Consider the following 12,680-nt stretch of genomic DNA (forward strand, 5'->3'; position numbering starts at 1 on the left):
GCTTACTGCACTACCAGCCGCTGGGTGACTAGTACCCCGTCCGTAGTTTCGCAGCGCACGATGTATACTCCTCCGGCTAAGCCTTCGAGCGCCAAAGTATGCTGCCGGGCTGCCGTAGCACTTACGCGCACCGTCCGGCCAGTCACGTCGAGCAGGGCCACGCGCACGGGCTTAGCCGCCTCAACGGTAGCCGTAGCGGTAGCCGGGTTAGGGTACACGCTGAAGGCCAGCGCCGCTACGGCAGCTGGTGAGGTAGCTAGCACGGTGCTGCGGGCCGCCATGGCCACTACACCACCCGTTTCCAACCCAACTAGCAGCTCGGGGATATTGTCCCCATTCAAATCGGCGGCTACGGGGGCTAGACGGCCGGAGCCAAGTTGAACCCCTTGATACTGCGCCGTAACGGGGTTGTACAGCACATCCGTGCGGTCGGTAAACAACCCTGTTTGCGCTCGATAATTCGGAAACAAATGCAAGTCGCCTGAGGCATCGGCGGTAAGCAGATCAGGCGTGCCGTCGGCATCAACATCTGCTACGGTGGGATGCAGGTTCACGGGTCGGGTACCGGTCGACGTCCGAATTTGGCCAAAGTCATTGTTAACCAGTGCAAACGCTTGACTCAACGGCTGGCTGCCCGTGTTGCGGTAATAGCGCAACGAATAGCCCGGAAAGTCAGTCGTATTGATGTTCGTGCCCAGTAATAGGTCTACGTTGCCGTCGCCATCCACGTCGGTGAAGCAAGGCGCGTCGTACAAACGGTTTGGGATGCCCGTGATGGCTACCGCGGCACCCACGTTGAAGGCAGCGGGCTGCCCAGCCGGCGCCGTGTTCAGCACGTAATAGATGCTGTTCTGATTTTGCACCGCCGTCGAAAAAGCTAGGTCCAAGGCACCATCCCGGTTCAGATCGACAAGCACTGGCTTCAGCCCCGCAAAGCGGCGGCTCGACAGACCTAGGTAGTCGGTGTCCAGAAGTTTGAAAACTGGCTTGGTACGGCTGCCGACGTTGCGATAATAATATAGTGACGAACGGTAGCGGCCATTGGCATTGGCGCGGCTGGTGCTGCCCACCAGCATATCCACGAGTCCGTCGCCGTCGAGGTCGCCCAGCGCGGGCGCTGCGCCTTCGCTCACCTCAATCATGTCGCGCTGCAAAAAGTCGGACTGCCGAAAAGCGAAGCTAGGTGCGTTGCTAGTACTCGTATTCTCGTAGAACATCACCGCCTGCCGCGAGTCGACAGTATCCTGGTTGTCATACAAGTTAGGAGCCACTACTAGGTCTGGGCGACCATCGAAGGTAACGTCGATGGAATAGGCAGCCGGAAAATTGGTGATGCGCACCGGCGTGGTGCCCGCCGGGAAATTGGTGTTCACGCTGCTCGCCGACATGGTGGCTTGCAGCGCTGTGCCCTGGTTGGTGAGGCTTACCAGTTCGGTGCAGTAGTCGCGGCCGGTTAGCACGTCCTGGTCGCCGTCGCCGTCGAGGTCGATGGCGAGCAAGTTGCGGCCGCTGGTGTGGTTCACCTGCCCCGGCCGGCACGAAACATTCCCAAATAAAAACTCGGTGCATGTAGCCGTGCAGCCGTAGAGATTCGCCCACGTTGAGGTCTCCTGGCGAAAGCTGAGTCCCCCGCACGCGGCGCTATTGTTCAGATAAAGCTCTACGGTGGAGCTAGCTATCCAGTCGAAGGTGATAATATCAAGTTTACCATCACCATTGATGTCGCGGATATCAGGCATGTTGGCGCTTCCCGTAATAATGTTGCCACTGTTGTTGGTGGTATTGAAAAAGGAAAGCTGGTCGTTGACGAGCTGAAAGGTAGGTCGCCCGCCCGCCCCGGCCACATTGCGAAACAAGCGAATATTCCCCCCTGGGGCCCAAGCAAATAGATCGGGACGGTTGTCACAATCATAGTCACGCAGCAGCGCCCACCCTTGCAGATCAGGCGGGAATATGGCCGCGTATTCGGGAGCTAGCTTCCAAGCGCGGCCCCCAGCCGCCGCCACGTTGAGGTAGGCAACGGAGCGCTGCGACATACGGTCGAATACGTAAAGGTCGAGCTGGTTGTCGCCGTTGAGGTCGATGGTGGAGAATTGCGGCGAATTGAAGCCCCCCGCCCACGCGTTGCGCAAGGTGTCGGTGCCGTGCACTACTTTTGCCGCCGCTTGGTACTGCCAGCCAAACCGCTGCCCCGATTGGGCGTGCAAAGCTAGGTGCTGGCCGAGCAGCAGAAACAGAATTATCAGTATTCGTTGCAGCATAAGGCGATGGGCGAATGCATCAGTAGTTAAATGGCAAAAAGACAGTTGTCTATCTGCTTCAGCTTCATAAATGTAGGAACGACTAAATGGTTCACGCTATTATTAAGAGTGACTGAGTGGATCTATAAACGACCTTATTCAGTCACTCAACCACTCAGTCACTCTCTAGTTACTCTCCCATGAAAGATGTAGCGGCGCTCTACGCCCACTACCAGCAGTGTACCGCCGTCAGCACCGATTCGCGGCAGGCCCAGGAGGGCACGTTGTTCTTCGCCCTGAACGGACCTAGCTTTCGGGGCCGCGACTTTGCCCCGCAGGCCCTGGCGAAAGGCGCCCGCCACGCCGTCGTCGATGACGCTGACCTAGCCGCTACCGACCCGGCGCGTTATACCTACGCCTCTGATCCGCTCGAAGCCCTGCAGCAACTCGCGCAGTATCACCGGCGGCAGCTCACCATTCCGGTGCTGGCCATTACGGGTTCCAATGGCAAAACCACGACGAAGGAATTGGTAAATGCCGTGCTGAGCCGCCGCTACCGCGTGCAGTACACGCGCGGCAACCTCAACAACCACATCGGCGTGCCCCTCACTTTGCTCAGCATCCGTCCTGAGGAGCACGAGCTAGCTATTGTGGAGATGGGCGCCAACCACCAGGGTGAAATTGCGTTGCTCAGCAGTATTGCGGAACCCACGCACGGCCTCATCACCAATATTGGAAAAGCCCACCTCGAAGGCTTCGGCGGCGAAGAAGGCGTAGCCAAGGGCAAAAGTGAGCTATTTCAATACCTAGCTGCCCACGACGGCACGGCGTTCATCAACACCACCGACCCCAAGCTCCCCGGCCTCGGTGCGCCAGTAGCCAAGCGCGTGACATATCCTAACCAAGGCGACACCTATCCGGCGCGGCTCGTGACGAATAACGAGGCTACTGTTTCACTTTTCCTGTTCGACAACACGCTGGTAGAAGCGCAAATAACAGGCGTGTATAACTTTCCAAACCTAGCGGCCGCGGCCGCAGTAGGTGCTCACTTCGAGGTTCCCGTGGCCGATATTGCGGAAGCGTTGGCGAGTTATGCCCCTACCAACAACCGTTCGCAGCTAGTCCAAACTGGCCGCAACACCCTCGTGCTCGACGCCTACAACGCCAACCCGTCGTCGATGGCAGCGGCGCTGGCCAGCTTTGTACAACGGCCCGGTCGCGCGGAAGACAAGGTGGCCATTTTAGGCGACATGTTTGAGCTAGGCTCCGAAAGCGCCGCCGAACATCAAGCCCTAGGGGTCCTACTCGCCGGTTTACCCATCAACACGGTCGTGCTGTGTGGTCAGGAAATGCGCCACGCCGCCGAAGCTAGCTCCGCTTTCCATTATTTTCCTACCAAAGGAGAAGCCACCGCTTGGTTGCAGCAACAGCAGTTGCAAGGCCGCCAAGTACTAATAAAAGGCTCTCGTGGCATGGGCCTAGAAACACTCACGGAGCTTCTGTAGCGAGTAACTGAGCAGCGGAGTAACTGAGTAAGTTGTTCAACGATAACCTACTCAGTTACTCCGCTGCTCAGTTACTCGCTAAAAGGGGCTATCAAACTCGGCTAGGGTAGGCAACACTTGGTCTTTGGGAGAAACTGTTGGGTTCGTTACTCCCCACGCAATGTTGAGCTGTGGGTCGTTCCACAAGAGGCCACCTTCCGCTTGAGGTGCGTAGTAATCGGTGCACTTGTAGAGAAATAACGTATTGTCCTCCAGTGCCGTGAAGCCGTGTGCGAAGCCTACGGGCACGTAGAGCATATTATAGCGTGCGGCGTCTAGCTCTACGGTTAGATGCTGGCCGTAGGTAGGCGAGTCTTTGCGTATATCTACAATCACATCGAGTGCCCGACCGGCCGCCACGCGCACGAGCTTGGCTTGGGCGTGGGGCGGGCGCTGAAAGTGCAGCCCACGCACCACCCCTCGGTCGGAGCGCGACTGGTTGTCTTGCACCCAGTTGCCTACGATGCCAGCTTCTTCCATGCGCTTGGCACTGAATGATTCGAAGAATGCGCCACGTGCGTCGCCAAAAACACGGGGCATCACTTCTACTACGCCCGGTATATCGAAGTATTTGAACTCCATTTAGATAATAACTACAGATTATAACTACCTAGCTCAAGCCCGAACAATTGAGGCGCCAAGTTACGTACCAGGCGCGACACGACGCCTCGCCTGGGTGGCCTCGGTCACGACGCGCAAGTATTTTTCGAGCACGATGCGTTCATCGAACTTCTCAACAGCTAGCTGCCGGCTGGCCTGTCCCATAGCATGCAGGGCCTGATCGGAGAGCCGCAGAACTTGGAGCATTTTGTCGGCTAGATCGGGGCCATTGCGTACTTGGCAGAGCAGGCCGTTGTATTGGTCGATGACGGTTTCGCGGCAGCCGGGCACGTCGGTGGTTACAATGGGTTTGCCCATGGCGGCGGCTTCGAGCAGCGTTTTGGGCGTGCCTTCGCGGTAAGAAGGCAACACCACGCAGTCGGCGCGGCCGATGTGCTCGGCTACGTTGTCGGAGGTACCTAGGTATTCGATGTTGCCAGCTTGCAGCCACTGTTCGAACACCACCCGCTTCACGCCAATGTTGCCCGATTCGTCGATACCTCCGAGCAGCTGCACGCGCGTACCGGGCATGGCCTCGCGTACGATCCGCGCCGCTTCGAAGTATTCTTCAATGCCTTTCTCGTAAAGCACGCGCGCAATCATCAAGAAAGTAAACGGCTGCTGGCGCTTGAACTCCGTAGCCGGCTGAAAGCGCTGCACGTCGATACCCGAACCAGGCAGTAGGTCGGTGATTTCGGGGCGCACGAGGCGGTGCTGCAAGAACAGCTGCCGGTCGTCGTCGTTCTGAAAGAACACGCGGTGCGGAAACTTGAACGCGAAGCGGTAGAGCCCCAGTGCCACTCGGCTGACCAAGTTCTGAATCAGAAACACCGTACCCAGGCCCGAGACATTATTCACGCACGGAATACCGGCGATGCGCGCCGCCAACGTGCCGTAGATGTTGGGCTTAATGGTGTATTGCAACACTACATCGGGCCGCTCGCGGCGGTACACCTGGTAGAAGCGTCGGGTGAGCTGGGCATCTTTTACGGGGTTGGTGCCTTTGTTCTCCATCCGAATCGGCACGTAGCGGCAACCTAGCTCGGTTTCGAGGCGGGCCGAATAGTCGTCGGGTGGGGCAATGGCCAGCACTTCATGCCCGGCCGCTTGCAGGGCTTTTACCAAGCTCCGCCGGAAATTCCAGATGTTCCAGGAGGTATTAATAACAATTGCGACGCGCATGAACCACGAGTTATTCGGGCCGCAAAGGTAAAAGCTAATTAAAGTATCTCAGCTATTTAGCATAAGATACCGGATAAGTGCTACCTTATCCCGCTTCTTTCGCATTTACAACTTTCAGGGGCTCTTCGGAGCGCTAGCAAGCTCGGCCGTAACACACCTAGCCTAGGTGGCCCGGTGCGTAATAGTTTGATAACGCGTCGGGCCACCAGCAATTCTTTTTCTTTGTTGCGCATCACACCTTTTTTCACCCTCAACCCCAACCCTATGAAGCGTTTTTTCCCTCTTGCTGCGGCGCTTGCCCTCGGCGCCACGCCCCTACTAACTGCCTGCGAAGAAGTTAGCCTGCCCGACCTCGACACCTCGATTAAAGTAAAATCGTTGCGCTTTATCGGCGAGAAGATCGTGCCCTTCCAGCAGCAATACAACGGCACCACGCTCGGCGGCTTCTCGGGCATCGACTACCGCGCCGACAACGACACGTATTACATTATGTGCGACGACGCTTCGGCTTTGCAGCCGGTGCGCTACTACACGGCCAAGCTAGCTTTCGACAAGAGCAGCTTCACGGGCGTAACGTTCAACTCGGTGACCACGCTGAAGCGCCCCGATGGCACCAACTACCCCAGCACCGCCACCGACCGCTACAACAGCATCGACCCCGAAGGCATCCGCTACGACGCAGCCAGCAAGCACATCGTTTGGACGAGCGAAGGCGTGCGCAACGTGACCGTGACGCCGCCCGTGCTGACCAACCCGTTCCTGCGCGAGTCGACCACCGAGGGCGCGTTCGTGGCCGATTACCTGGTGCCGCCTATCTTCCAGATCAAAGCCACCGAAAACGGCACCCGCTCGAATGGTTCGTTCGAGGGTTTGTCGTTCACGCCAGATGGCCGCTACACCTTCACGGCGTCGGAAGAACCGTTGTATGAGGATGGCCCGCGCGCCGATTTCAACGTGGAAGGCTCGCCCATCCGTATTATTAAGTACGACAAAGCCACCCGCCAACCCATTGCGCAGTACGCATATCGTCTCAATGCCGTGCACAAAGCACCCATCCCCGGCGACCAGTTCCGCTTAAACGGCGTGGTCGAAGTGCTGGCTCTGTCTGACACCAAGTTACTCGCCATGGAGCGCTCCTACGCCGTGGGCGCCACCCCCGACTACTCGGTGAAGATCTACGAAATCGACCTAGCCGGTGCTACCGACGTGACCAACATGACGCTGCAAGGCACCTCCTACACCACCGCCAGCAAGCGCCTCGTGCTCGACGTAGCCACCACTGGCATCAACCGGGTTGATAACATTGAGGGCTTCACCTTCGGGCCGAAGCTCGCCAACGGGCACCGCTCCCTGGTACTGGTGGCCGACGACAACTTCAGCAACAGCCAGATTTCGCAGTTTTTGGTGTTTGAAGTAATGCCGTAACCTAGCTCATTTCAGAGTACTTACCGAAAAGGCTCCTCTCGTGAGGAGCCTTTTTTGTTGGCAATCTACTTCGCTTTTCACCTAGCGGCTGCTCTCTATTTCCAGCAAGCTCAGCCAAAACAGGAAAGTGCATAAGAGTTATCCGCACGCGGCGGAAGATATTGCTCCTCTTACCTCTTAGCATACGCTGATCCTGTACCTGCTTCGCCGTGGCCCCTAGCCCCGGCGATTCCCACCAATTCTCTATGCCTAGGCTATTGTTGCTGCTTCTATTGCTGAGTGCTCACACCGGTTTTGCCCAAGAGCTTACCCTCCGAAAACTCTCCTGCGAATACAAAGCCGCCCCGGTTGGCGTGGAAACCGCTACGCCCAAGCTCGGTTGGCAACTCAACACGGATCGGCGCGGAGCCAAGCAAACCGCCTACCGCATCTTGGTGGCCGATACGCCGGAGCTGCTGAAGGCCAACACCGGCAATGTCTGGGATTCGAAGAAGGTTAATTCCAATGCTTCCATCCAGGTAGCGTACGCCGGCAAAGCTCTCCAGCCCACCAAAACCTACTACTGGAAGGTCATGGCCTGGGACAACCAGCACGCTGCTTCGGCCTGGAGCGCGCCGGCCCGCTGGCAGATGGGCCTACCCACGAAGGCCGACTGGCAAGGCGCCCGCTGGATTGCCTACGAGCAGCTTCCCGATTCGAGCCAAAACATCTTACCCACCGATGGTAAGAAGGACCGCTACTACGGCAGCAACACCTTACCACTGCTGCGCAAAACCTTCGCCGTCCAGAAGAATATCAAAAAAGCCACCGTCTTCCTCGCCGGGCTAGGTCATTTTGAGCTGAGCGTGAACGGGCAGAAAGTCGGCGACCATTTCCTCGACGCCGGCTGGACCAAGTACGACCAAGAAGCCCAGTACGTGACCTTCGACCTCACCGAGCGTCTGAAGGCCGGACCCAACGCCCTGGGCGTGATGCTCGGCAATGGCTTCTACTACGTGCCGCCCGTGAAGGGCCGTTACCGCAAGCTGAAAGTGGCCTTTGGCTACCCCAAACTGATCTGCCGCCTGCTGGTGGAATACACCGACGGCACCACCCAGAACATCCTCAGCGACCCCTCGTGGCGGACGTCCCCGAGCCCTATCACCTTTTCCAGCATCTACGGCGGCGAAGACTACAACGCCACCCTCGAACAACCCGGCTGGGATACCCCTACCTTTCGGGAGCCGAAAACGGGGTGGAAGCCCGTACTGCTGGTAGACGGTCCGCCGCGCCTGACGAGCCAGCTGCAAGAGCCGCTGAGAGTGTTCGAGCACTTCGCGCCGCAGAAAACCACCCAGCCCGTGCCCGGCACCTGGGTGTACGACCTAGGGCAGAATGCTTCGGGTATCGTGCAGCTCAAGGTAAAAGGCCACAAGGGTGACACCGTACGCATTTCGCCCGCCGAACTGCTTAAAGAAGACGGCACCATCAACCAGAAAAACGCGGGCAGTCCTTACTACTTCCAGTACATCCTGAAAGGCGAAGGCACCGAAACCTGGCAGCCGCGCTTTTCTTACTATGGCTTCCGCTACCTGCAAGTGAAAGGCGGCGTGCCGCAAGGCGAACCCAACCCCAAGAACGTGCCCCAGCTTGTGGAGCTAACGGGTTTGCACATCCGCAACGCTGCCGCCCGCGCAGGCGAGTTTGCCTGCTCCAACGAGCTCTTCAACCGCACGAATACGCTCATCGATTGGGCCATCAAGAGCAACATGGTGAGCACCTTCACCGACTGCCCGCACCGCGAAAAGCTCGGGTGGCTCGAACAAACCCACCTGATGCTCAGCTCGGTGCTCTACAACTACGATGTACCCGATCTAACTCAGAAGGTGCTACAGGACATCCGCAGCTCGCAACTGCCCAATGGCCTCGTGCCGGAAATTGCGCCGGAGTACGTCAAGTTTGAGTGGGGCGGCGACATGTTCCGCGACTCGCCGGAGTGGGGCAGCACCAGCATCATCACGCCCTGGTACCTCTACCAGTGGTACGGCGACCGGCAGACGCTCTTGGAGAGCTACCCCACCATGCAGCGCTACATTGCCTACCTCGGCACCAAAGCCAACAGCCACATTCTCAGCCAAGGCCTAGGCGACTGGTACGACCTAGGTCCGAAGCCGCCAGGCGTGTCGCAGCTGACGCCGATGGGCGTGACCGGCACGGCCATGTATTACTACGACCTCACCTTGCTGAGCAAAATCGCGCGCCTACTCGGCAAGCCCCACGATGCGGCCCGTTACGACCAGCTAGCCGCCGAGGTGAAAACGGCCTTCAACGCCAAGTTCTTCAATAAAGACACCAAGCAGTACGCCACCGGCAGCCAGGCCGCCAACGCCATGGCCGTGTACATGAAGCTGGTTGCGCCCGAGGACAAAGCCGCGGTGGTCGAGAACATTATCCAAGACATTCGCAGCCGCAACAACGGCCTGACGGCCGGCGACATCGGCTACCGCTACCTGCTGAAAGTGCTCGACGACGAAGGCCGCTCCGACGTCATTTTCGACATGAACAGCCGCGCCGACGTGCCCGGCTACGGCTACCAGCTCGCTAAAGGCGCCACGGCCCTCACCGAATCGTGGGCGGCCCTACCGACGGTGTCGAACAACCACTTCATGCTCGGCCACCTGATGGAATGGCTCTACGGCGGCCTCGCTGGCATCCGGCCCGCCGAAGAGGGCGTGGCCTTCAACCAGATTGACATTCGGCCCGAGCCGGTGGGCGATGTGACGGCGGCCAAAGCGAGCTATCAGTCGCCCTACGGCGTGATTGTGAGTGATTGGAAGAAGACCGGCACCACCTTCGAGCTGACGGCTACCATCCCGCCTAATACCACCGCTACCATTTACCTGCCCGCTACGGCTTCTTCCAAAATCGCGGAAGGACCCCAACCCTTAGCGCAGCACCGTGACTTGAAACTGCTCGGCCTGGAGCACGGCAAAGCGCGAATCAGCACCGGCGCCGGTACTTACCACTTTGTGGTCAGCGCTAAGTAAGCCGTCGGCTATAGCGACAGCCACCTAGCAATCAGCCCAATGAACAACCAAACAAGACCGTCATGTTGAGCCTGCCGAAGCATCTCTCCCGCCACAGTAACTCTGATTACCACTGCGGGAGAGATGCTTCGGCAGGCTCAGCATGACGCTGGTACAAAGCTTTATTACTCCACTCTCCTACTCCGCTAGAAAACAAACTAAAAAATGGCCGACGATCGAATCGTTTTAAAAGGAATTACCTGGAATCATAGCCGCGGCTTTGTGCCGATGACGGCGACGGCGCAACGCTTCAATGAGCTGCACCCAAACGTGGACATTGTGTGGGAGAAACGCTCGTTGCAGCAGTTCGCCGATTTATCCATTCAACAGCTCGCCGAGAAGTACGACCTGCTCGTGATTGACCACCCGTGGGCCGGTTTTGCGGCACGCACCCAATCCATTCTGCCGTTGGACGAACACTTGTCGGCGGAGTTCCTAGCCGATCAGGCGCAGAACACCGTAGGGCATTCCTTTGAAAGCTATTCGTACACCGGCCACCAGTGGGCCCTAGCTATTGACGCGGCCACGCCAGTGGCTTCCAGTCGGCCTGATTTGCTGGCCCAGCACGGGCTTCAGCTCCCCGAAACCTACGAAGACCTGCTTGCCCTGGCCGACCGCAAGCTGGTCGCCTTTTCGCTCATCCCGATTGACACGCTGATGAGCTTTTACATGTTCTGCTCGTCGTTGGGCGAAGACCCGTGTCAGCGGGAAGATGTGGTAGTGAGCGAACAGGTTGGCAGTCAGGCCTTGCAGCTGTTTCGCCAGCTCGCCAGCCGCGTCGATCCGGCGTGCTTCCACCGCAACCCCATTCAGGTGTACGAGGCCATGACGCAGACCGACGACATTGCCTATTGCCCCTTCGCCTACGGCTATTCCAACTACTCGCGCCGCGGCTACGCCCGCAAGCTGCTACACTTCCACGACATGATTACGCTCAACGGCGCATCGCGCCTGCGCAGCACCCTAGGTGGCACCGGCCTCGCTATTTCGGCCAAGTGCCAGCACGTACAAGAAGCCGCGCAATACGCCGAGTTCGTGGCCTCGCCCACTTGCCAGCAGACGCTATACTTCAACAACGGCGGCCAGCCGGGTCACCTCGGCGCATGGCAGGATGAATACGTGAACCACCAGAGCAGCAATTACTTCGCGGCCACGCTACCGGCTTTGCAGCGGGCCTTCTTGCGACCTCGCTACCACGGCCACATGTTCTTCCAAGACCACGCCGGCGAGCCGGTGCGTCAGTACCTGATGAACGGCGGCGACGAAGCTCCGCTCCTGAAGCAGCTGAACGACCTCTACCGCGAATCTAGGGCAATGGCCTAATCCTAAAGACCGTGTCATGCTGAGCTTGTCGAAGCATCTCTACCGCAAGGGTAATCATCTACTTTGGCGGTAGAGATGCTTCGGCAAGCTCAGCATGACGGTCTAAGTGAACTGAAGAACTATCTATCACGAACTATACTATGGCGCGCCCTTTAGAAGGCTTACTTGTCATTGAATTTGCGCAGTTTTTGGCGGCGCCCTCAGCTGGGTTGCGCCTGGCTGACCTAGGTGCTAGGGTTATCAAGATTGAGCGCCCTGGCAAAGGGGAAGCAGGCCGACAGATTGCCATCAAGAACCTGTTTATCAACGGCGACAGTCTGGTATTTCACACCATCAACCGCAACAAAGAGTCGTACGCCGCCGACCTGAAAGACCCCGAGGACCTAGCCCGCGTGCGCCAGCTCGTGGCCCAGGCCGACATCATGACCCATAACTTCCGGCCAGGCATCATGGAGAAGATCGGGCTGGATTATGAGGCGGTGAAGGCTATTAATCCGCGCATCGTGTACGGCATCGTGACGGGCTACGGCAACAAAGGCCCGTGGGCCGCGAAGCCGGGGCAGGATCTGCTGATTCAGTCGTTGTCGGGTCTTGCGTATTTGTCGGGCACCAAGAACGACGGGCCGGTGCCGTTCGGCATTGCCGTGGCCGATATTATCTGCGGGTCGCACTTCACGCAAGGGTTGCTGGCGGCGCTGCTCAAGCGGGCCAAGACCAAGCAGAGCGTGCTGGTGGAAGTAAGCTTACTAGAATCGGTGCTCGACATGCAATTCGAAGTCATTACGACGTACCTGAACGACGGCGGCCAACTTCCTCAGCGCAGCGCGGCGCGCGGTACGGCCCACGCCTACCTCAGCGCCCCCTACGGCGTGTACCCGACCCAAGATGGCTACCTAGCCTTGGCCATGGGTAACATGCCGAAGCTCGATGCTAGCCTAGGTTGCGGCATCATGGCCGCGTACCCCAATCCTAGCTCCTGGTTTGAGCACCGCGACGAAATAGCCGCCTTGCTCACAACCACGCTTCAGGCCAAGCCGACCAAAGAATGGCTAGCCATTTTGGAGCCCCAAGACATTTGGTGTGCTGAAGTACTGAACTACCAGCAGGCCACGCAAACCGCTGGTTACGAGGCCATCGGCATGCAGCAACAGGTGCAGCTACCCGACGGCAGCAACCTAGCTACCACCCGCTGCCCCATCCGCATCGACGGGCAAAAGCTGTACTCCGACAAAGCCGCCCCGAGGCCCGGCGTGGATACTGAGCGCATCAACGAGGAGTTTAACCTGGCCGCCCACTAACCC

General features: G+C 58.4%; 8 protein-coding genes. 5 read left to right on the top strand and 3 right to left on the bottom strand.

Annotated elements, in window-relative coordinates:
- Nucleotides 1–2 precede the first annotated feature (2 nt).
- The gene (locus tag BXP70_RS00155; RefSeq protein ID WP_086591997.1) at nucleotides 3–2,261 is read right to left on the bottom strand and encodes a T9SS type A sorting domain-containing protein; all 2,259 of its coding nucleotides are present in this window, start codon (nucleotides 2,259–2,261) and stop codon (nucleotides 3–5) included.
- Between the two features lie 179 nt (nucleotides 2,262–2,440).
- Here BXP70_RS00155 and BXP70_RS00160 point away from each other — a divergent pair, with 179 nt between their 5' ends.
- The gene (locus BXP70_RS00160) at nucleotides 2,441–3,745 is read left to right on the top strand and encodes a UDP-N-acetylmuramoyl-tripeptide--D-alanyl-D-alanine ligase (RefSeq protein ID WP_086591998.1); all 1,305 of its coding nucleotides are present in this window, start codon (nucleotides 2,441–2,443) and stop codon (nucleotides 3,743–3,745) included.
- A 78-nt stretch (nucleotides 3,746–3,823) separates the two neighbouring features.
- Here the strand turns inward: BXP70_RS00160 and rfbC are convergent, their stop codons facing one another.
- Both rfbC and BXP70_RS00170 read right to left on the bottom strand, forming a co-directional pair.
- Nucleotides 3,824–4,366: a dTDP-4-dehydrorhamnose 3,5-epimerase gene (gene rfbC / locus BXP70_RS00165; RefSeq protein WP_086591999.1), complete on the bottom strand. Its 543-nt coding sequence runs from the start codon at nucleotides 4,364–4,366 to the stop codon at nucleotides 3,824–3,826.
- A gap of 60 nt (nucleotides 4,367–4,426) precedes the next feature.
- Nucleotides 4,427–5,566 (bottom strand): glycosyltransferase family 4 protein, encoded by a 1,140-nt coding sequence (locus BXP70_RS00170; RefSeq protein ID WP_086592000.1) that lies wholly within the window; start codon nucleotides 5,564–5,566, stop codon nucleotides 4,427–4,429.
- Nucleotides 5,567–5,830: 264 nt separating this feature from the next.
- Here BXP70_RS00170 and BXP70_RS00175 point away from each other — a divergent pair, with 264 nt between their 5' ends.
- From BXP70_RS00175 to BXP70_RS00190, 4 genes are all read left to right on the top strand, one after another.
- Complete coding sequence (locus BXP70_RS00175; protein WP_143436318.1) at nucleotides 5,831–6,991, top strand: esterase-like activity of phytase family protein; 1,161 nt, start codon at nucleotides 5,831–5,833, stop codon at nucleotides 6,989–6,991.
- Nucleotides 6,992–7,236: 245 nt separating this feature from the next.
- Nucleotides 7,237–10,017 (top strand): family 78 glycoside hydrolase catalytic domain, encoded by a 2,781-nt coding sequence (locus BXP70_RS00180; RefSeq protein ID WP_086592002.1) that lies wholly within the window; start codon nucleotides 7,237–7,239, stop codon nucleotides 10,015–10,017.
- A 204-nt stretch (nucleotides 10,018–10,221) separates the two neighbouring features.
- On the top strand, nucleotides 10,222–11,379 hold the full coding sequence (locus tag BXP70_RS00185) for an ABC transporter substrate-binding protein (RefSeq protein ID WP_086592003.1): 1,158 nt from the start codon (nucleotides 10,222–10,224) through the stop codon (nucleotides 11,377–11,379).
- Nucleotides 11,380–11,519: 140 nt separating this feature from the next.
- Nucleotides 11,520–12,677 carry a CaiB/BaiF CoA transferase family protein gene (locus BXP70_RS00190; RefSeq protein ID WP_086592004.1) on the top strand — a complete coding sequence of 386 codons (1,158 nt, stop codon included), beginning with the start codon at nucleotides 11,520–11,522 and terminating at the stop codon, nucleotides 12,675–12,677.
- Nucleotides 12,678–12,680 lie beyond the last annotated feature (3 nt).

The organism is Hymenobacter crusticola, assembly GCF_002154225.1.
Classification (GTDB): domain Bacteria; phylum Bacteroidota; class Bacteroidia; order Cytophagales; family Hymenobacteraceae; genus Hymenobacter; species Hymenobacter crusticola.